This is a genomic window from Nonomuraea sp. NPDC050733, from assembly GCF_040654215.1.
Classification (GTDB): domain Bacteria; phylum Actinomycetota; class Actinomycetes; order Streptosporangiales; family Streptosporangiaceae; genus Nonomuraea.
Genome location: NZ_JBFAHO010000025.1, coordinates 81,566 through 100,686, shown reverse-complemented (window position 1 = coordinate 100,686; position 19,121 = coordinate 81,566). Strand labels below are relative to the sequence as shown.

General features: G+C 71.8%; 23 protein-coding genes. 13 read left to right on the top strand and 10 right to left on the bottom strand.

Annotated features, from left to right (window positions below; all coding sequences use genetic code 11):
- Window positions 1-28 precede the first annotated feature (28 nt).
- Window positions 29-1,228 carry a cytochrome P450 gene (locus tag AB0H64_RS30865; RefSeq protein WP_357631677.1) on the top strand — a complete coding sequence of 400 codons (1,200 nt, stop codon included), beginning with the start codon at window positions 29-31 and terminating at the stop codon, window positions 1,226-1,228.
- A gap of 31 nt (window positions 1,229-1,259) precedes the next feature.
- Here AB0H64_RS30865 and AB0H64_RS30860 read toward each other — a convergent pair whose 3' ends face one another.
- Entirely contained in the window at window positions 1,260-1,751 is a 492-nt protein-coding gene (locus tag AB0H64_RS30860; RefSeq protein WP_357631674.1) for a hypothetical protein, read from the bottom strand.
- Window positions 1,752-1,968: 217 nt separating this feature from the next.
- Between AB0H64_RS30860 and AB0H64_RS30855 the strand changes: the two genes are divergently transcribed.
- On the top strand, window positions 1,969-2,265 hold the full coding sequence (locus tag AB0H64_RS30855; RefSeq protein ID WP_357631671.1) for a hypothetical protein: 297 nt from the start codon (window positions 1,969-1,971) through the stop codon (window positions 2,263-2,265).
- Here AB0H64_RS30855 and AB0H64_RS30850 read toward each other — a convergent pair.
- Both AB0H64_RS30850 and AB0H64_RS30845 read right to left on the bottom strand, forming a co-directional pair.
- Window positions 2,255-3,478 carry a hypothetical protein gene (locus tag AB0H64_RS30850; protein WP_357631668.1) on the bottom strand — a complete coding sequence of 408 codons (1,224 nt, stop codon included), beginning with the start codon at window positions 3,476-3,478 and terminating at the stop codon, window positions 2,255-2,257. The two genes, AB0H64_RS30855 and AB0H64_RS30850, sit on opposite strands and share 11 nt — an antisense overlap.
- Window positions 3,479-3,484: 6 nt before the next feature.
- The gene (locus AB0H64_RS30845) at window positions 3,485-3,808 is read right to left on the bottom strand and encodes a hypothetical protein (protein WP_357631666.1); all 324 of its coding nucleotides are present in this window, start codon (window positions 3,806-3,808) and stop codon (window positions 3,485-3,487) included.
- A gap of 139 nt (window positions 3,809-3,947) precedes the next feature.
- Here AB0H64_RS30845 and AB0H64_RS30840 point away from each other — a divergent pair, with 139 nt between their 5' ends.
- From AB0H64_RS30840 to AB0H64_RS30820, 5 genes are all read left to right on the top strand, one after another.
- Window positions 3,948-5,105 (top strand): sensor histidine kinase, encoded by a 1,158-nt coding sequence (locus AB0H64_RS30840; protein ID WP_357631663.1) that lies wholly within the window; start codon window positions 3,948-3,950, stop codon window positions 5,103-5,105.
- Entirely contained in the window at window positions 5,096-5,737 is a 642-nt protein-coding gene (locus AB0H64_RS30835) for a response regulator transcription factor (protein ID WP_357631660.1), read from the top strand. The genes AB0H64_RS30840 and AB0H64_RS30835 overlap by 10 nt, the downstream gene beginning before the upstream one ends.
- A gap of 27 nt (window positions 5,738-5,764) precedes the next feature.
- Window positions 5,765-6,571, top strand: coding sequence for an MBL fold metallo-hydrolase (locus tag AB0H64_RS30830; protein WP_357631658.1), 807 nt, complete (start codon window positions 5,765-5,767; stop codon window positions 6,569-6,571).
- Window positions 6,572-6,649: 78 nt separating this feature from the next.
- Window positions 6,650-7,276 carry a PadR family transcriptional regulator gene (locus AB0H64_RS30825; RefSeq protein WP_357631655.1) on the top strand — a complete coding sequence of 209 codons (627 nt, stop codon included), beginning with the start codon at window positions 6,650-6,652 and terminating at the stop codon, window positions 7,274-7,276.
- Window positions 7,254-7,382 carry a hypothetical protein gene (locus tag AB0H64_RS30820; protein ID WP_357631652.1) on the top strand — a complete coding sequence of 43 codons (129 nt, stop codon included), beginning with the start codon at window positions 7,254-7,256 and terminating at the stop codon, window positions 7,380-7,382. Before AB0H64_RS30825 ends, AB0H64_RS30820 begins: the two co-directional genes overlap by 23 nt.
- A 31-nt stretch (window positions 7,383-7,413) precedes the next feature.
- Here the strand turns inward: AB0H64_RS30820 and AB0H64_RS30815 are convergent, their stop codons facing one another.
- Both AB0H64_RS30815 and AB0H64_RS30810 read right to left on the bottom strand, forming a co-directional pair.
- Window positions 7,414-8,880, bottom strand: coding sequence for an ATP-binding protein (locus AB0H64_RS30815; protein ID WP_357631650.1), 1,467 nt, complete (start codon window positions 8,878-8,880; stop codon window positions 7,414-7,416).
- Window positions 8,877-9,548, bottom strand: coding sequence for a response regulator transcription factor (locus AB0H64_RS30810; RefSeq protein ID WP_357631648.1), 672 nt, complete (start codon window positions 9,546-9,548; stop codon window positions 8,877-8,879). Before AB0H64_RS30810 ends, AB0H64_RS30815 begins: the two co-directional genes overlap by 4 nt.
- Window positions 9,549-9,684: 136 nt before the next feature.
- On the opposite strand from AB0H64_RS30810, the gene AB0H64_RS30805 reads away from it, so the two are divergent.
- The gene (locus AB0H64_RS30805; protein WP_357631645.1) at window positions 9,685-10,233 is read left to right on the top strand and encodes a hypothetical protein; all 549 of its coding nucleotides are present in this window, start codon (window positions 9,685-9,687) and stop codon (window positions 10,231-10,233) included.
- An 8-nt stretch (window positions 10,234-10,241) separates the two neighbouring features.
- Here the strand turns inward: AB0H64_RS30805 and AB0H64_RS30800 are convergent, their stop codons facing one another.
- Together AB0H64_RS30800 and AB0H64_RS30795 are read right to left on the bottom strand one after the other, a co-directional pair.
- Entirely contained in the window at window positions 10,242-11,330 is a 1,089-nt protein-coding gene (locus AB0H64_RS30800) for a hypothetical protein (RefSeq protein WP_357631643.1), read from the bottom strand.
- A gap of 106 nt (window positions 11,331-11,436) precedes the next feature.
- Window positions 11,437-11,952, bottom strand: coding sequence for a hypothetical protein (locus tag AB0H64_RS30795; RefSeq protein ID WP_357631640.1), 516 nt, complete (start codon window positions 11,950-11,952; stop codon window positions 11,437-11,439).
- Between the two features lie 184 nt (window positions 11,953-12,136).
- Between AB0H64_RS30795 and AB0H64_RS30790 the strand changes: the two genes are divergently transcribed.
- Together AB0H64_RS30790 and AB0H64_RS30785 are read left to right on the top strand one after the other, a co-directional pair.
- The gene (locus AB0H64_RS30790) at window positions 12,137-12,673 is read left to right on the top strand and encodes a peptidylprolyl isomerase (RefSeq protein ID WP_357631637.1); all 537 of its coding nucleotides are present in this window, start codon (window positions 12,137-12,139) and stop codon (window positions 12,671-12,673) included.
- Window positions 12,674-12,762: 89 nt separating this feature from the next.
- Window positions 12,763-13,623 carry a rhomboid family intramembrane serine protease gene (locus AB0H64_RS30785; protein WP_357631635.1) on the top strand — a complete coding sequence of 287 codons (861 nt, stop codon included), beginning with the start codon at window positions 12,763-12,765 and terminating at the stop codon, window positions 13,621-13,623.
- Window positions 13,624-13,673: 50 nt separating this feature from the next.
- On the opposite strand, the gene AB0H64_RS30780 is transcribed toward AB0H64_RS30785, so the two are convergent.
- The gene (locus tag AB0H64_RS30780; RefSeq protein ID WP_310707638.1) at window positions 13,674-13,922 is read right to left on the bottom strand and encodes a cell division protein CrgA; all 249 of its coding nucleotides are present in this window, start codon (window positions 13,920-13,922) and stop codon (window positions 13,674-13,676) included.
- Between the two features lie 172 nt (window positions 13,923-14,094).
- Here AB0H64_RS30780 and AB0H64_RS30775 point away from each other — a divergent pair, with 172 nt between their 5' ends.
- From AB0H64_RS30775 to AB0H64_RS30765, 3 genes are read left to right on the top strand one after another with little or no spacing between them, the layout of a single operon-like run.
- Window positions 14,095-14,739, top strand: coding sequence for a class E sortase (locus AB0H64_RS30775; protein ID WP_357631631.1), 645 nt, complete (start codon window positions 14,095-14,097; stop codon window positions 14,737-14,739).
- Between the two features lie 4 nt (window positions 14,740-14,743).
- The gene (locus tag AB0H64_RS30770; RefSeq protein WP_310707636.1) at window positions 14,744-14,902 is read left to right on the top strand and encodes a hypothetical protein; all 159 of its coding nucleotides are present in this window, start codon (window positions 14,744-14,746) and stop codon (window positions 14,900-14,902) included.
- The gene (locus AB0H64_RS30765) at window positions 14,899-15,471 is read left to right on the top strand and encodes a gamma-glutamyl-gamma-aminobutyrate hydrolase family protein (RefSeq protein WP_357631629.1); all 573 of its coding nucleotides are present in this window, start codon (window positions 14,899-14,901) and stop codon (window positions 15,469-15,471) included. Before AB0H64_RS30770 ends, AB0H64_RS30765 begins: the two co-directional genes overlap by 4 nt.
- A 263-nt stretch (window positions 15,472-15,734) precedes the next feature.
- Here AB0H64_RS30765 and pknB read toward each other — a convergent pair whose 3' ends face one another.
- A complete protein-coding gene (gene pknB, locus AB0H64_RS30760) occupies window positions 15,735-17,597 on the bottom strand; it encodes a Stk1 family PASTA domain-containing Ser/Thr kinase (protein ID WP_357631627.1) in 1,863 nt (620 codons plus the stop codon).
- 83 nt (window positions 17,598-17,680) lie between these two features.
- Window positions 17,681-19,120 carry a serine/threonine-protein kinase gene (locus AB0H64_RS30755; protein WP_357631625.1) on the bottom strand — a complete coding sequence of 480 codons (1,440 nt, stop codon included), beginning with the start codon at window positions 19,118-19,120 and terminating at the stop codon, window positions 17,681-17,683.
- Window position 19,121 lies beyond the last annotated feature (1 nt).

The following is a 19,121-nucleotide window of genomic DNA, read 5'->3' as shown; positions in this document are numbered from 1 at the left end:
GTACGTGGACCCCGACGCCTTAGCGCGCTTGCAGCGTTTGCACCGGTTCTACCGGGACCCGTACCCCGTGTACGCCGAGGCCCGCCGTACGCCCGGCCTGACGTTCGTGCCCGACCTGGACGCCTGGCTGGTCAGCAGGCGTGAGGACGTCCGGGAGGTGCTGAGCAGGCCCGGACAGTTCTCGTCGTCGGGCGCGCTGCGGCCCGACGTCGTGCCCGGCGGGCGCGCCGTGTCGGAGATGGCCCAGGGGTACGGCGGGGCGCGGGCGGTGCTCACGGCCGACGGCGAGGCGCACCGGCGGCTGCGAAGGCCGCTCACCCGCGGCCTGTCCCCGGCGCGGGTCGCCGCCGCCCTGCCGTTCGTCACCGAACGGGCCGAGGCGCTCGTCGCCGGGTTCGCCGGCGCCGGCCGGGTGGAGTGGATGGACGCCTACGCCAGGCCGCTGCCCGCCGCCGTGATCGGCCACCTCATGGGTCTCGACCCGGCCGACACGCCGGGCGCCGTCCACGGCGGGCGCCAGGCGGAGGAGCTGGTGTTCGCCGGGCTGACGGAGGACGAGCAGGTCGAGGCGGCCAGGGACGTGGTGACCCTCCAGCGCCTCCTCGACGGCTACGCCCGCGCGCGCCGGACCGACCCGCGGGACGACCTGATCACCGAGATGGTCCGCGACCTGGCCCCCGGCTCCGGGGAGCTGACGCTCGACCAGCGCAAGGAGATCGTCTCCAACGTCCAGAACCTGCTGCTCGCCGGCCACCTCACCACCACCGCGCTGCTCGGCACGGTCGTGCTCGACCTGCTGCGCGACCGCCGCCAGTGGGAGCTGCTGTGCGAGCGGCCGGACCTCGTCCCGGCCGCCGTCGAGGAGGCGGTCAGGTTCGACGCGCCGGTCCAGGGCTTCCGCCGTACGGTCACCGAGGACGTGACGATCGGCGGGACGGAGCTGCACCGGGACGACGTGGTGTTCGTGTCGTTCGCCTCGGCGGGCCGCGACGCAGACCCGGACACCCACCCGGACACGTTCGACATCGCCCGCCCGGCCGCACGTCACCTGTCCTTCGGCCACGGCCCGCACGGCTGTCCGGGCTCCCACCTCGCCAGGGAGCAGGTCCGGATCACGCTGGAGCTCCTGGTCCGCGAGCTCCCGGGCCTGCGCCTGGCCCGCACCGACGTCACCATGGCCCCCACCCTCATCCACCGCTCCCCGGAGGCCCTTCACCTCACCTGGTGACCGGAGGACACGGCCGGGCCTGAAGAACGGGTCAGAAGAAGCGGCCGAGCCGGAACGGGCGTACCACCAGCGGCACGGTGAAGCGGCTGATCAGCCGCACCTTCCGGATGCGCGTGTGCTCGTCGATCGTGACCTTGACGCACCTGAGGTGCGCGAGGTGGTCGCCCGGGAAGGCGTAGTAGGAGATGCCGACGGAACGCCGGCCGAGCCCTCGGTCGGACAGGCCCAGCCCCACCTCGCGGTAGATCCGCCGCGAGCCCTTCAACGTGAACGCGGTGGACCCGATGAGCGCGTGGTCGGCCTTGACGGGGCAGTGGACGAAGACGCGCACGACGTCGTTCTGGCGCGGCCACGGCGGCAGTATCCGCAGGGACGTGCGTTTCTTCCAGTCGTCCGGCACGGGGCCGCGGACGGTGGCCGTGGAGACGGGCGGACGCGCGAGGGGCGGACGAGGGAGAGCGGTCGCGGTGGCCGGGCTCATCACGAGAACGGCGACGGCTCCCATTCCCGCGACGGAACGCATGGATTCCTCCCGACGGGCGTTCACGACCAGGCGATCACCTCATTATGTCGGGCGTTCGCGGTGGAAAAGCGAGCCACGCCGTACATCACTCCTGAACGGCGCCGCCGCCGAATTCCGGACCGAAATCCCGCGCCCCCGCATGGAAATCGAGCGCGTGATCAATATGTGATCGAGAAAGCGCTTGGTGGTGTTTGTAGTGTTTTAAGATCGCTGTCTTGTGAACCCGCCTGAGGACCAGCCCGAGCTGGACGTCGACGCGGCGTTCGCCCGCCTGACGGCCGGCGTGCGCCTGAAACCGCCGGGGCTGGGATGGCGGCTCCGGCTGGCCTTCGCCCCGGGCTCCCGGCTGCGGCGCCGGGTGCTGATCGTGGCGGTCTGCCTGGTCGTCCTGGCCGCGGGCGCCCTGACCCTGCAGGCCGTGGACCGCCCGGACCCGGTGCCGCCGCCACCGGACGACTCCACGCCCGTCCTGACCGCCCTGCCCGCCGTCGAGCGGGACGCGGTCAGTCGATGATGTGGTTCCATATCCTCCGTGCCGGGCTTCGCTGGGCGTCCCAGTCCTCCCGATAGTTCTCGTTGTAGCTGGTGTTCTTCAGCAAGTCGTACATCGCCTCCGCGGCGGCCCGCTCACCGATCCGGCGCTCCTCCGCCGCCGTGAGCGGAGCCCCGCCCGCCTCGGACCTCGCGGTTCTGGCGTCCGCGACGGCCTTGTCGTAGGCGGACTCGTAGGCGCCTTCGTACATGTCCGCCACGTCCCGGCCGCGGGCCCGCTCCAGCTCCTCGGAGAACCGGTACGCCTGGATGTTGCCCTGCGCCTCCTCGCGGATGGCCGCCTCGGTGTAGGCGTCGCGGCTCATCCCGGTCGGGTCGGGGGTGTGCCGGTGCCGGGCGTGGTTGACCTCGTGCACCAGCGTGGACGCCAGTTGCTCCGGGGTGTAGCCGTCGCGCAGGTAGATCTCGATGACGTTGTAGTCGCCGTCGTAGCGGCCGAGGATCGACTCGTTCTGCTCAGTGCCGCGCTGGTAGAGGATGGTCACGCCGTGCTCGCGCGCCCAGGCCAGCGCGGCGCGGCCCGACGGGGTCTCGCCGAGCACCCGCTCCACCTCGCGGCGCGCGTCGTCGTCCGTCTTCATCCACGAGGACGTCGTGCCGGCCAGATACGCCGCGACGCCGGTCAGCGTCACCGGTACGGCGCCGCTGCCCAGCAGGAGCTTCATGGCCACCCGGAGCGTTTGGGCGATCACCACGCCGATGTTCTTCCTGATCTCGGCGAGCATCGTACGGAAGGCGCGCCGGGTGACGTACACCCGCAACGTCAGCCAGAAGCCGCCGGCGGGGGTCGCGGCGACCGCCTTCGCGAACGCGACGAGCAGCATGGTCAGCATCCAGACGACCATGGCCTTCCACACGACCCTGAGGACCACCGTCAGCACCGTCCCCAGGGCCGCCAGCTCGGCCGCAGACGCGCCGTCCAGCAGCCGCTGCCGCGCTCCCTGCGCGGACTCCCACTTCTCCTTGTACGCGTCGACGTCGCGCCCCTCATTGGCCCGCAGGACCTCCTCGTGGGCGGCGTCGAGCTCGGCGGCCGCACCCCTCAGCCCGTCGGCCAGGTCCAGCAAGGCGAGCGCGCGCAGCAGGCGGTCGTCCTCGTCGGGATCAGGCCATGGCGAGTCGCCCTCGACCAGCTTGTGGACCGGCCTGAGCTGGGCCGGCAGCTCCCATCCCATGCCCGGTCAGCCTTCCGTGGCGGAGACGTGCCGGTCGCCGGTGAGGTGACGGGCCAGGTCCTCGTTGACCCGCGCGGCCCCGGCGTGGGTGCGGGCGGCCTCGCGGAGCCTGCGGGCATGCTCGCCGACCTCTCGCAGAGTCGTCTCGAAGGCCGTCGCGGCCCGCTCGGCGAAGACCGCGTACTCCGCGTCGAACTCGGCGCCGGGCTGCTCCCGGTCCACCGGCCGCGACCCGGAGACCGCGCCGACTGCCCGCCGCACGACCGGCTCCAGCCGGCCCTCCACGTCCTCCGTGTCCGCGCGTGCGGTCAGCAGAGACCGCTGGTCCACGCGCAAGATCCTGTCCATCCGCCCCCCTGAGCCGGTCCTGGTCTGCGAGAAGATCCTGCCACGTCCCGGTACGAAGGCGGGCAAAAAGGTCTACCTGGCACTACCGACTCCCGGTGCCGCGCGCGGATAGTGTCGCGGGATGCTCGTCAGGACCGCGCCGGAAGCCCTCGCCCAGCGGCCGATCCCCTTCCTGAGGTCGGCCTGGCCGTGGCGTTCGCTGGCCTACCTGCTGGCCGCGGTCGTGCCCGGCCTGCCCGTCATGGGCGTCGTGGCCGGGGTGGCGGTGACGTCCTCCCCGGCCGTCGCGGTCGCGGGCGTGGCGGTGGTCGCTCTGCTCACCCCCGTGGTCGCGCGCTACGAGCGGTGGCGGCTGCGGCTGGTGGACGACGTGCCGCTGCCCGTCACGCCCGGCGGGCCGCGCCGGGAGGCGACGCTGGGCGGGGTGACGGTGCTGGTGCTGTGGTGGATGGACGTGGTCATGGCGCTGTTCGCCACGGTCGGGGTCGTGCTGCTGATCCTGACGCCGGTCGTGCAGCCCACCGTCAGCGTCCCCGTCGGGCTCGCGGTCTCGGGCCTCGGGGTGCTCCTGGTGCCCGTCGCCGCGTACACGCTCACCGCCTGGGCCGGGGCGAGGGGCGCCATGACCCGGGCGATCCTCGCCCCGCAGGCCGCGGAGCTGAGCGAGGTGCTCCGGTCGCGGGCCCGGCTCGTGGACGCGTTCGAGACCGAGCGGCGCAGGATCGAGCGTGACCTGCATGACGGCGCCCAGCAGCGGCTGGTGGCGCTGACGATGAGCCTCGGCATCGCCCGGCTGGACCTGCCCGACGACACCCCGGCCGGACGGCTGGTGGCGCGGGCGCACGACGAGGCGAAGCAGGTGCTGGCCGAGCTGCGGGCGCTCATCCGGGACGTGCACTCCCAGGTGCTCACCGACCGGGGACTGCCCGCCGCCGTCCGCGACGTCGCCGGCCGCTCGCCCGTCCCGGTCGAGGTGGAGCTCACGCTGGAGGAACGGCTGCCCCCGGCCGTGGAGGTCACCGCGTACTACGTCGTCACGGAGGCCCTCACGAACGTCGCCCGGCACAGCGGCGCGAGCGCGGCCCGCGTCACCGGCGGCGCCGACGGCGGCACGCTGGTCGTGGAGATCCACGACGACGGCCGCGGCGGGGCCGACCCGGAGCGCGGCAGCGGCCTGACCGGCCTGGCCGACCGGCTCGCCGTCGTGAGTGGCAAGCTGTCTGTTTCCAGCCCGGCCGGCGGGCCGACCATGGTGCGAGTGGAGATCCCGTGCGCGTAGTGATAGCCGAGGACGCCGTCCTGCTCCGGGAGGGCCTGGCCGGCCTCCTCGAACGGTTCGGCCACACCGTGCTCGCCGCCGTCGGTGACGCGCCCTCCCTGATCGAGGCCGCCACCGAGCACCGGCCGGACGCCGTGGTCACCGACGTGCGCATGCCGCCCGGCTTCTCCGACGAGGGCCTGCGCGCCGCCCTGGAGCTGCGCCGGGCGCGCCCGGAGCTGGCCGTCCTCGTGCTCAGCCAGTACGTCGAGCAGACGTACGCCGCCGAGCTGCTCGACTCGGAGGGCGGTGCCGGCATCGGCTACCTGCTGAAGGACCGCGTCGGCGACGTGCGGGAGTTCGTGGACGCGCTCGACGGCGTGGCCGCCGGGGGCACGATCGTCGATCCCGAGGTGGTGCGCCAGCTCCTGCGGCGGCGCCGCGACCCGCTGCGGCGGCTCACGCCCCGCGAGCAGGAGGTGCTCGGGCTGATCGCCCAGGGCCGCTCCAACGCCTCGATCGCCCGCGAGCTGTTCGTCACGGAGGCGGCGGTGGCCAAGCACATCGCGGGCATCTTCACCAAGCTGGACCTGCCGCCGGCCGCCGACGGCCACCGCAGGGTGCTGGCGGTCCTCGCCTACCTCAGGGGCTGAGATGTTCTGGTCAGTAAGGTTTCGTCCATGAGAGAGCAATGGCGGGAGGTCGGCGACCGGGTGTACGTCCGGCGCCATCGGTCGTTCGACATGAATGTCGGGTTGGTGGTCGGCGATGGGCACTGCCTGGTGCTCGACACGCGGATGTCCCACCGCGAGGCGGCCGACCTGATCGAGGCGATCAGACGGATCACCGGCAGCCCGTGGACGGTCGTCAACAGCCACTCGCACTTCGACCACTACTTCGGCAACGCGCCGTTCGTGCCCGCCGAGATCTGGGGCCACGTGAGGTGCGCGGAGGAGATCGAGCGGTACGGGCCGGAGGAGCGCGCCAAAGTCGCCGGCCGGGTGCCGGAGGACAGGCGCGAGGAGGTGGAGGAGGTGGAGATCGTGCCGCCGGACCACACGTTCACCACCGCCGCGACGCTCGACATCGGCGGCCGGATCGTCCACCTGCGCCACTTCGGGCTCGGCCACAGCAGCAACGACATCGTCACGTACGTGCCCGACGCCGGGGTGGTGTTCGCCGGTGACCTGGTGGAGCAGGGGGCGCCCCCGGCGTTCGGCGACTCGTACCCGCTGGACTGGCCGGAGACGGCGGCCGCCATGCTGGCCGAGCTGCCCGGCGAGGTGATCGTGCCCGGTCACGGCGCGGTGGTGGACCGCGCGTTCGCCGAGGCGCAGGCGGCGGAGCTGGGGACGGTCGCCGCGCTGGCCCGGCGGGCGCACGTGGAGGGGCTGCGCGACCTGGTCAAGCAGTTCCCGTACCCCGAGGATGTCACCCGGCAGATCATCGAGCGCGCCTTCCTGCAGCTCGACGGCCACCTCGCCTGACGGGTCCGCCTCCGGCGGACCCTCGACAGCCCCGGCGGCCCCTTCTATAGTGCAAGTTGCACTATAGAAGGAGGCATCATGGCGCAGCGCCATGACCTGGCCGGGCTGACCGTGCTCGCCCTGCTGTCGGTACGTCCCAGCCACCCCTACGAGCTGCACCGCCTCATCGTGGACACGCACAAGGACTACGTGACCGGGCTGCCCAGGAGCCTGTACCACGCGGTCGAACGGCTGGCACGCGACGAGTTGATCGTCCCCGCCGCCACCGCGCGCGAGGGCCGCCGCCCCGAGCGGACCGTCTACGAGATCACCGGTGAGGGGCGGCAGGAGCTGGCCACGAGGCTGCGGCGTCTGCTGGAACGGCCCGACCCCGACCGCCGCGTCCTCGTCGCGGGGATCTCGCTGATCGGCGCGCTGCCGGTGCCCGAGGCACGGCGCGCGCTGCGCAACCGCGCCGCCGCGCTGGAGGCGGCGGTCGGCGGCCTCGACGCGCACCTGGCGGGCATGGCCGACAACGGCCTGCCGGAGGTGCTCGCGCTGGAGCTCGACTACCAGCGGGCCGTCCAGGCGGCCGAGCTGGCCTGGGTGCGGGGCGTGCTGGAGCGGCTGGAGAGCGGCGCACTCGACTGGCCGGACACGGTCAAGCGATCACTGATGGAGCGGGTATCCGAAGGAGGCGACCATGGACAAGAGGCTGATCACTGAGGTGTCGGGCGTGGTGGAGGCGCCGGTGGAGCGCGTGCGCGAGGTGCTGGCCCGGACGCTGCTGCCGGGGGACGCGCCGGGCTGCCCGGTCCACCTGTCTCCCTAGCACCGGCCCGTCCCACCAGGGCCGGCCCCGGTCACGTGCTCGCGGGGAGCGTGGCGCGGAAGCCGCCGTCGATCGCCACCAGCGTGCCGCCGTGCAGCCCCGCGATGTCACGGGCGATGGGCAGACCCAGGCCCGCGCCGCCGTCGTCCCTGGCCCGCGCCTCGTCCAGCCGGGTGAACCGGTCGAACACCGCCTCCCGGTGCTCCGGCGGGATCCCCGGCCCGTCGTCGAGCACCTCCAGCACCGCCACGCCGTCACCCGGCCGTACCCGGACCGTCACCGCCGTCTCGGCGTGCCGGCGCGCGTTGTCGAGCAGGTTCGTCACCAGCCGGGCGAGGTGGCCGCGCGAGCCGCGCACCACCACGTCCGGCTCGATGTCCACCACGACCCGCGGCTCCTTCTCCGGCCCGCGGCGCACCGACTCCTCGAACGCCACCTGCCCGAGGTCGAGCGAGGTGGTCCGCACCGGCTCACCGGCGTCCAGCCTGGCCAGCATGAGCAGGTCGCCGGCCAGCGCCTGGAGGCGCTCGACGTCCGCCAGCGCCTCACGCGTCAGCTCGCTGGGCGGGGCCAGCTCCAGCCGCGCCCGCAGCGTGGCGATGGGGCTGCGCAGCTCGTGCGCGGCGTCGGCGACGAACCGCTGGTGCGTCCCGACGGCCGTCTCCAGCCGGTCGAGCGTGCCGTTGACGGTCGTCGCCAGCGCCGCGATCTCGTCGCCCGAGCGCGGCACGGGAACGCGCTGGTGCAGGTCCCGGGCGGTGATGTCGGCCATCTTGGCGCGGATCGCGGCGACCGGCTTCAGCGCCCGGGTCACCGAGATCCACGTCATCGCCGCCACCACCCCCAGCAGTGCCGGAACACCGGGCAGCAGCGCGCCGTCGAGCGCCTGCAACGCCTCCTCGGCGCCGGCACGGGAGGCCCTGGCCAGCACCGTGGAGGTCCCGTCAACCGTGGCCACCTTCAGGGCCGCCACGGCGTACTGACCCGGCTGGGCCCACTGCGTGACGGCCACAGGCTCACCGGAGCCGCCGATGACCAGGACGTCCGGGTCACCCATCGGCCGAACCGCCTCGACCCCCTCCCCGGCCCCCTCACTGGGCTGCACGCCGGGCTTCACGTCGACCTCCACGCCGGGCTCCGCGTCGAGCGGGGCCGCGATCCCGACCTTCGTCGGCTCGGCCCGGACGGCCTTCACCCCGTTGATGAGCCGCGGCGCCGCCGCCACCGCCCGCCGCGCCGCCTCGGCGTCCGTGCTGGCCTCCAGACTGCCGCGCAACGTCACGACGAGTACGGCCGCGGCGACGCCCAGGGCGAGCGCCACCACCAGCGTCGCCGCCGCCGTGGCCCGCAGCCGTACCGACGACAGCCCGGCCGACAGACCCTCGGGCAGCCTCTTCCGCAGCCGGGTCACCAGCCCGGAGACCAGCCCGGCGACCTGCCGGGCCGGCAGCGCGGTCCGCAGCCGGTCCCGAGGGGTCCGCGTCAGGTCCGCGCTCATGTCGCCTCCAACCGGTAACCGGCGCCCCGCACCGTGATCAGCGACGACCGGCCGAACGGCTGGTCGATCTTGCGGCGCAGCGCGCTGACGTAGACCTCGACGATGTTCGGGTCGCCGTCGTAGGAGAAGTCCCACGCCTGCGCGAGCAGCTCGCTCTTGGAGACCACCTCGCCCGCCCGCCGCGCCAGCCCGTGCAGCACGGCGAACTCCTTCGGCGTCAGCGCGATCTCCACCTCGCCCCTGCGGCAGCGCAGCCCCGCCGGGTCGAGCACCAGGTCGCCGACCGTGATCGACACCGGCCGCTCCCTGCCGCCCCGCCGCACCAGGGCCCGCAGCCGCGCCAGCAGCACCACGTACGAGAACGGCTTGGACAGGTAGTCGTCGGCGCCGGTGTCGAGGGCCTCGGCCTCGTCGTAGACGCCGTCCTTGGCCGTGAGCATCATGATCGGCGTCCAGTTCCCGGCCTCGCGCAGCCGGGCGCAGACGGTGTAGCCGTTCATCCGGGGCAGCATCACGTCCAGGACGATCACGTCATAGGGGTTCTCGGTGGCCATCCACAGCCCGTCGCGGCCGTCGTGGGCCACGTCGACCGCGAAGCCCTCGCCCGACAACCCGTCCCGCACGAGACCGGCCAGCCGCCGCTCGTCCTCCACCAGTAAGACCCGCACGCCGATCAGAGTGCCGCACGGAGCCTAAAGCCAACCTGAAGATCATTTCGGCTGCGTTCAGGCTCGCTTCAGGTACGGCGGGCCAGTCTCGGACCGTCAGGTCGTGCCGAGCACCTTCCATGAAAGGAAGATGTCCATGTTGAAGAGACGTGTCGGGATCCTGGGCGCGGTGGGCGTCCTCGCCCTGTCGATCCTGAGCGGGTCGGCGCTCGCCGACGAGACCCCGTCGCCCTCGCCCGAGGGTGCGATCGTCTGCAGGACCAGCGACGGCGGGACCCTGAGCTTCGCCAAGGGCGTCAAGGCCGTCAAGGCCGTGAAGCTCGAGGACGGCAAGGTCCTGGTCTCCGAGGCCGAGCCGGGCGAGCCGGTCAAGCTCGCCCGGGTGAAGCCCACGGAGAGGGCCGGGGCGGAGAGGGTGACCGAAGCCCTCCCCGAGGGCGCGCCGCAGCTCCGCGTCAGGAAGGCCGAGCCCGGAGAGGAGGCGGAGATCCTGGGCCTCAAGGCGGGCGCCGTCCAGGAGGGCGCCGTCAAGGAGGACGAGCTCAAGAAGGGCGAGCTCAAGAGGAGCGAGCCCGAGGTGGTTGAGGCCGTGCCCGCCCTCCCGGCTGAGGGCCCCGACGGCGCGCCGCCCAAGGACGACAAGGGCGTCGCCTTCACGGTGGTCTGCGAGGCCGCGAAGGAGTAGCCGGTCGCTCAGGGGGTGAACGACGGGTGCGGGCCCAGCGCCCAGTACTCGAACAGCCCGTGTCCCACCAGGCCGTCGTACTCGAACCGGCCCACGGCGTCGACCAGGCCCCACATCCGGGCCGCGTCGGCCGGCAGCGTGTAGGTCACCCCCTGCACGACCGGCCCGGCGCCCTGGTACATGCCGTGCCGCCAGTCCGGTTCGAGGCCGTACCCGGTGCCGACCATGAGGTGGACCGGCAGGATCGGCGTGCAGCGCACGTCGAACGGCTTCCCTCCGGGCGGCGCGAAGGTGATCGTGGCCTCGACCACGTCGCGGGTGCCGGGCGCGTAGACGGGACGGTACTCGGGCCGGCCGAGGTACTCCTCCTCGCGGCCGTCCGACCACACCCGGGTGGCCTCCTCCAGCACCCGGCGCCCGCGCTCGTCCTCCTGGACGATGCAGAGGATGGCGTGGTCGTCGAACATCATCGGCGCGTACAGCCAGTAGAACGTCCCGGCGTTCTTGGCCTGGACGCCGGGCGGCTCGGGCTCGCCGACAGGCCGGATGCCCCAGGACCGGTCCCGGGTGCCCTGCCAGCGGTCGGGCGTGACCGGGATCTCCTCGGAGCCCACGCGGATGTGGCCGGTCCACCTCCCGGTCTGCGCGAGCCGTACCGAGTCGAACATGACCCGTTCCTGCCAGCGCAGGAAGTGCCGGGGCTCCAGTGTCGCCGGGATCGTCCCCTCCCAGGCGAGGTCGAAGGACAGGCCATGCTCGTTCGGCTCCAGCACGACGCGGAGCCGTTTGAGCCCTTCGAGGACCTCGACCCGGAACGGGCCGATCCCGGTGTCCATCCGGTCGGCGCCCAGCTCGCGGGAGGCGCGCACGACACGGTGCAGGTCGCGGCCGGCGTCACGGTGCCGCACGCAGGCGAACGCGTCGGTGACGCCCAGGTTGGGGTACTGGCCGAGGCCGATGATCAGCATCAGCTCGTCCGTGCCGGCGTGGCAGTTGAAGTAGTAGCGGTCGTAGAAGTTGCGGTCGGACGTGGTCACGTGCCGCATGACCTGGGCGGCCTGGTGGACGGGGTAGTCGTCGAGCGGTGACAGGCTCATGCCGCCGGTTCTAACAAGCGCTTGGTGAGCCGTCAACGCCGCTTCGCCGGTGCCGTGAAACGCGAAAGTGCGCCCCCTTGAGGTGGGGGCGCACTTTCGCGCTGGTTCACTGCATCTTGTGCGCTGCCTCGTCCGTCGTCTCGGTGACGGTGGACGCGGCGTTCTCCGTGGATTGGACGGTCTTGTCCGCCTTCTCGCTCACCCAACGCGACGCGTCGGACGCGGAGTCCTTCATCTGATCCGTCCACTGCTGCGCGTTACGGCGATAGGCCATGTAGCCCATCGCGCCCACGGCGACACCAGTGATCAGAATCATGATCGGCCAACGCCGCGATCTGGCGGGCGTCGGGTCGATCTTGCCGGCCGCCGCGGTCAGCATCGAGCTGACCTTGGGAGCGAACTCGTCCTCCACCCGATGAGCGGCGTCCTCCAGCCTCGGTGCCGCCCAGTAACGGGCGTCCTCGATGCGCTGGGCGGTGGCGAGCCTGGCCTGGTCGGCCATGATTCTGGCCTGATCGGCCATCACCTTGGCCTGGTCGGCCATCGGTGCAACACGCTGACCGGTCTCGACGGCCCGGGCCTTCATGCGGCCCATCCACGTGGCGGGAACCTCTATGACCACGCGGCGTCTTCTTAGTGTCAGGGACACGACAACCTCCCCTGTCGTTGGGGCCCCGAGCCTGACCTTCCCGGTAGAAGGCGGCTCAATCATGACGAGCCGTGGGAGGATGGCCCGGAGGCCTAACGGCCATAGCCAACAAAACACCACAGAACTAACCCTGTGCATAGAGGGGGGCAGCTGTCTCGTGGCTGAGAAGCTGATCGCAAACCTGCAGACCAATCACGGCGCCGTCAAGGTCGAACTCTTCCCGAACCAGGCGCCCAAGACCGTACGGAACTTCGTGGAGCTCGCCGAGGGCAGCCGCGAGTGGACCCACCCGGGCACCGGCGAGAAGAGCACCGGAAAGTACTACGACGGCACGATCTTCCACCGGGTGATCTCCGGCTTCATGATCCAGGGCGGTGACCCGCTCGGTCAGGGCGTCGGCGGCCCTGGCTACGAGTTCGACGACGAGATCCACCCGGACCTCTACTTCAACCGTCCCTACCTGCTGGCCATGGCCAACGCGGGCGTCCGCTTCGGCAAGGGCACCAACGGCTCGCAGTTCTTCATCACGGTCGTCCCGACGCCGCACCTCAACGGCCGGCACACCATCTTCGGCGAGGTCGTCGAGGGCCAGGACGTCGTCGACTCGATCGCCAAGACCCGCACGGGCCGCAACGACCGCCCGGTCGAGGACGTCGTGCTGGAGTCGGTGACGATCGAGCGCGTCCAGGGCTGAGCCTCACGGCTGGGTCCCGGGCCGGGACCGGGGGCCGAGGGGCGGCGTCGGCGCACGCGGCAGGGCCGGCGAGGCCGTAGGCTGCGGGCATGACCAGCCAGCCGCCCCTGCCCCCGGAGCAGCCCGCGGAGGCCGTGCCGACCTGCTACCGGCACCCCCAGCGGGAGACCTGGGTTCGCTGCCAACGCTGCGAACGCCCGATCTGCCCCGACTGCATGCGCGACGCCGCCGTGGGCTTCCAGTGCCCCGAATGCGTGGCCGAGGGCAGCAAGGGCATGCGCCAGGCGAGGTCCACGTTCGGCGGCGCGGTCGTCCGCACGCCGTACGTGACCTGGGCGCTCCTGGCGATCAACGTCGTGGTCTTCGGCATCCAGCAGCTCCCGAACGACCCGCTCGGCCTGCGGCTGGCCATGTGGCCCAACGGGGTGGCCCACCTCGGTGAGTACCACCGGCTGATCACCGCCGCGTTCGTCCACAGCGGGATCTTCCACATCCTGTTCAACTGCTGGGCGCTCTACATCATCGGCCCCAACCTGGAGCGCGCCTTCGGCCACACCCGCTACCTGGCCCTGTACCTGCTCAGCGCGCTCGGCGGCTCGGTGCTCGGCTACTGGATCGACCCGCTCAACCAGCCCACGGTCGGGGCCTCAGGGGCCATCTTCGGCCTGTTCGGCGCGGTGTTCGTGGTCGGCCGCAGGCTCAACCTGGACGTGCGCGGCATCGCACTGATCATCGGGCTCAACCTGGTGCTGACCTTCGTGATGTCCGGCATCAGCTGGACCGGCCACATCGGCGGACTGATCACCGGCTCGGCCCTCGCCGCCGCGATGGCCTACGCCCCCCGGAGCAACCGGGCCCTGTGGCAGGCGCTGGCGCTCGCGGGGGCGCTGGTCGTACTCGTGGCACTCGTCGCCGTACGGACCACTGCCATTCTCGGCACCGTGGGGTGAACGGCCGGTGACCCGGTGTCCCCAGGGTGTGGAAAAGACTGTGGAAAGATCTAACGCCAGCGGGTGGAGAGCACCACACCGAAGATGATGAAAACGAACCCGATCAGCAGGTTCCAGGCCTCGAGGTCCTTGATCAGGGGCGCCTGCTGCGGGGCCACGTAGTACGTGGCGATCCACAGGATGCCGATGATCCACGACGCCACCATCGTCGGCGCCAGCCAGCGAGGGCTGACCTTGACCTGCTGGGACTTCTGCGGCGGCGTGTAGACCGCCTTCTTGCGAGCCTTCGACTTGGGCACTGGATGACTCCTGCTGAGGGCCTGGGCTTCCGGATCGTCCACAGGCTCTTCGTTTAGCGTAGTTGAGACAGCGTAGCCGAGAGCGGCGAGCTTGGGACCGGCCCAGGATAGTCGCCACGCGCACGACATGGCGATCCCTCACGAATCGTAGCGGCGCGCCTACGCTGTGGGGGTGAGGGCCACGCTAAGGGCCGTGGGGGAGCTGTGCGTCACCGCGGGCCTCGTACTCCTGCTGTTCTGCGCCTACCTGCTCTGGGGCACGGGCGCCTACACCGACCGTGAGCAGCCGCTGCTGGAGCAGGAGCTGGCCCGCGAGCAGTCGGGCGGCGAGCAGCAGGGCGACGACGGCCGCCCGAAGCGGCTCAAGAAGATCAAGCTCGGTCACGCGGTGGCCCTGCTGCGCATGCCCAGGCTGGGCAACGACTACAAGTACGCGGTGATCGAGGGGGTGACGGTCGAGGACCTGCGCAAAGGCCCCGGCCACTACCCCGGCACCGCCCTGCCGGGCCAGAAGGGCAACTTCGTCGTCTCCGGCCACCGCACCACCTACGGCGCGCCGTTCAACCAGATCGACGAGCTGAAACGCGGCGACGAGATCGTCGTGGACGCCCGTGAGGCCCGCTACACCTACCGGGTGACCTACCACGAGGTCGTGCTGCCCACCGAGCTGGACGTCATCGCCCCGGTGCCCGGCAAGCCCGAGCGCAAGCCGTCCAAGGCGTTCATCACACTCACCACCTGCCACCCCGAGTACTCCGCCGCGCAGCGCTACATCGTGCACGGGGTGCTCGACCGCGTCGAGCTCAGGAAGGACTGATCACGTGTACGGCTGGATCTGGCGCAGGCTCCCCGGCCCCACGGCCGTCAAGGCACTGCTGGCCGCCGTGCTGGCCGGCATCGCGGTGGCCGTACTGTGGTACCGGGTGTTCCCGCTGCTCGAACCCCTGATGACGCTGGACGAGGTGACCGTTACGCAATGACCCGTGTGCTGGTGGTGGACAACCACGACAGCTTCGTCCACACCATCGTCCAGTACCTGCGGGAGCTGGGCGCCGCGTGTGACGTGCGCCCGCGCGACGAGGTGGCCGTGACCGACGCCGCCGGCTTCGACGGCGTCCTCATCAGCCCCGGTCCCGGCACTCCCGAGGCGGCGGGCGTCAGCGTGCCCCTGGTGCGCCGGGCCGCCGAGGAGGGCCGGCCGCTGCTCGGCGTCTGCCTCGGCCACCAGGCCATCGCCCACGCCTACGGCGCCACCGTCTCCCGCGCGCCGGAGATCGTCCACGGTCGCACCAGCGCGATCGCCCACGACGGCCGGGGCGTGTTCGCGTCGCTGCCCTCGCCGGTGCGGATGACCCGCTACCACTCGCTGGCCGTGCGCCCCGAGACGGTGCCCGACGAGCTCCAGGTGACCGCCCGCACCGGCGACGGCGTCATCATGGGCCTGCGCCACCGCGAGGCCCCGATCGAGGGCGTCCAGTTCCATCCCGAGTCGGTGCTGTCCGAGCACGGCCACCGGCTGCTCGCGAACTGGCTGAGCGCGATCGGCTAGCGTGACCGTGTAACGCGCGGCCCCGCCGCCACGACTCACAGATGAGCGTCCCCGCCGTTGCCCCCGAGCGGCGGGGGCGCTCTTTTGCTTCGCCCGCCTGCCGGGCACTCAGAGGCGCGTCCCCTCGACGCGCCCACCCACAGGCCGCTCCTGGCGGCTCTCAGGCGCCCGCAGGCCCGCCCGAAGCCGCCAGAAGCGGAGAAGCCGCCTCCCAGCCGGGAGGCGGCTCCTCAAGCGCTCTCAGCGTCACCCGCTCCGGTACGTCATCCGAAGCCGTCGTCGCCGGTCGGATCCTCGATCGTCGTCTGCTCGTCCGTCGGCTCCTCGGTGGGCAGCGTCGGATCGGGCTCCTGCGTGAACGTGGGCTGATCCGTGGGCACCGACTGGTCGGGCCCCTTGGAGACCACGATGGTGATGGTCGTGTTCGGCGACAGCTTGGCGTCGGGGCCGGGGTTCTGCGTGATGACCGTGTTCTCGGGCTGCTCGCTGAACTGCTTGTCGATCCTGACCTTGAAACCGGCCGACTCGAGCGCCGCCTTGGCCTCGTCGGCCGTCATGCCGGTGACGTTCGGAGGCGAGATCAGCTCCTTGGGCACGTACAGCGTGACGCTGCCGCCTTCCTCGACCTCTTCGCCCGCGGCGGGGTCGGTGGAGATGACCGTGCCCTGCTTCCTGGTGGACGACTTGGTCTTGATCGTGGCGGTCAGGCCGGCGTCCTTGAGGATCTGGCCGGCTTCCTCCCTGGTGAGCCCGATGAGCCCGTCGGGCACCTTCACCTTCTTCTTGCCCTTGGAGACGACGACCTTGACCGTCTCGCCCTTCTCGATCTCGGTGCCCGCCGCCGGATCGGTCTTGATGACCGTCTTCGGGTCGTAATCGTCGTTGAACTCGCGGACGACCTGGGGCTTCAGCCCGAGACCGTTCAGCTCGGCGACCGCGGCCTCCTCGGTCTGCGTCTCCAGCGAGGGAACCTTCAGCGCCTGAGTCTTGGGCCCGTCGTTGTTGCTGAGGAAGGCGTAGCCCACGCCGATGAACGCGCCGATGACGAGCAGCGGGACGAGGATCCACGCCGCCGTCTTCAGCGCGGTGTTGCCCCCGCCCCCGCCGCCGGCCCGCCGTCGGCCGCCGCCGCCGCCGCTCCTGCCGCCGCCACCCTCGTCGTACTCGTACGGTGGGACGGCGGTGGTGCGCTGCGTCGACGGGCCCGCGGCCTGCTGCGTCGAGGTCATCATGCGGGTCGTCGGCGCGTACGTGTTGTTCATGGCCACCGTCTGGGCGTCGACCGGCATGCCGGACATCGCCCGCTGGATGTCGGCCCGCATCTCGGTCGCGCTCTGGTAGCGATGCGCCGGGTCCTTGGCCATGGCCTTGAGCACGATCGCGTCGGCCCACTGCGGGATCTCCGGGTCGATCTGCGACGGCGGGATCGGCTCCTCGCGCACGTGCTGGTAGGCGATCGCGACGGGCGAGTCGCCGGTGAACGGCGGCTGGCCGGTCAGCAGCTCGTACAGCACGCAGCCGGTGGAGTAGATGTCGCTGCGCGCGTCGACGCGCTCACCGCGCGCCTGCTCGGGCGACAGGTACTGGGCGGTCCCTATCACCTGCGCGGTCTGCGTCATCGTCGCGGCCGAGTCGGCCATCGCGCGGGCGATGCCGAAGTCCATCACCTTGACGTCGCCCGCCCGGGTGATCATGACGTTGGCCGGCTTGATGTCGCGGTGCACGATGCCGCCGCGGTGGCTGTAGTCGAGCGCCCGCAGGATGCCGTCGACCAGCTCGACCGCCCGCTCGGGCAGCAGCCGCCGGTCGGCCCGGAGCAGGTCGCGCAGGGTGCGCCCGTCGACGTACTCCATCACGATGTAGGGCACGGGGGCGCCCTCGGAGACGTCCTCGCCGGTGTCGTAGACCGCGACGACGGCCGGGTGGTTCAGCGAAGCCGCGGACTGCGCCTCACGGCGGAAACGGGCCTGGAAGGTGTGATCGCGCGCCAGATCCGACCGGAGAGTCTTGATCGCGACAATGCGGTCCAGCCGGAGGTCTCGGGCACGATACACCTCAGCCATGCCGCCGCGCCCGACGACACCGTCGAGCTCGTAGCGACCTCCGAGTAGCCGAGGCTGAGTCATTTCCTGCACTGTCCCTTACCGTTCATCTTGGGTACCGCGGTCTGCGCGGAGCCGCCGGTGTCCATCATCGACCCCATGACGCGTCACGTCCCCTCCTTCGGCGGGTTTGTCGCCGACGGGTCAGGTGAAGCGCTCTGTGTCTGACTTGTCGGCGTCGTCGTGGGCTTTGAAGTCGGTGTGGGGGTCGGGGTACGGGTGGTCGGGGTGGGTCGGGGTGTCGGCTTCTGGGTAGGAGTCACCGACTTGTCAACGGTAGCCGACCGTGAGGGTACCGGCCGTTTGGACTTCGCCGTAATCGCGGGCGAGCGTCGCGTGCGCTTGGCCTTGGCCGTGCGGGTGTGCGTCGGCGTGGCCGAGCCGGCGCCGGACGGCTCCATGACGTCCGGCGGCCTCGTGGGCGCGTCGCGCTCGCCGAGCGTCATGGCGCCGAACCCGACCGCGGCCAGGCAGCCCGCCGCGGCGACGACGGCCAGCGCCCGCGCGCCGTTGCCCTTCCGCTGGGAGGGCCGCCGAGCCGGGCGCCGCGACACCGTGGCGGGCACGCCGCCGCCCATCAGGTCGTAGGTCGGGTCGTCGCTCTGCCCCGGCCCGCCCTGACCCAGCCCGCCCTGACCCGGCTGGGTCGGTCCCGGCCCGGTCTGCCCGGAGCCGCTCCGCTCGCGGACCCGGAAGCCGTCGGGGTCGGTGAGCATGCTGAGCTCCACGCTCGGCTCGTGCCCCACCAGCGAGTCGCGCAGCACGTACGCCCGGTCGGCCAGCTCCCGCGCGGAGCCGGGCCGGCGCGCCGGGTCCTTCGACAGCAGCGCCATGACCAGGTCGCGTACCGGTGCCGGCACGTCGACGCCGAGCGGCGGCGGCTGCTCGTTGAGGTGCTGGAGCGCGATCGCCACCTGGCTCTCGCCCCGGAACGGCGTGCGGCCCGCCAGGCACTCGTAGACGACGATGCCGAGGGAGTACAGGTCGGTGGCGGGCGTGAGCGGCAGGCCCTGCGCCTGCTCCGGGCTGACGTACTGGGCGGTGCCGAGCACGGTGCCGGTCTGCGTCACCGGCGCGGCCTCCAGCGCGCGGGCGATGCCGAAGTCGGTCACCTTGATGTGGCCGTCGGGCGTCACCAGCAGGTTGCCCGGCTTGACGTCGCGGTGCACGACCCCGGCGGCGTGGGCGGTGTGCAGCGCCTTGGCCGTCTGCTGGAGCACGTCCAGCGCCACCTCGGGGCCCAGGGCGCCGTTGCGGGTCAGGATGGCCGACAGCGGCTCGCCGTGGACCAGCTCCATCACGAGGTAGGCCAGGTCGTTCTGCTCGCCGTAGTCGAAGACCTGCGCGATGCCGGGATCGGCCAGCGCCGCGGTGATGCGCGCCTCGTTGCGGAACCGCTCGCGGAACGTGGGGTCGCTGTGGATGTGGCTGCGCAGCACCTTGACCGCCACCTCGCGGCCCAGCAGCTCGTCGCGGGCACGCCAGACCTCCCCCATACCGCCCATGGCGATGCGGGAGAGGAGGAGGTAGCGGTTACCGAGCCGCATG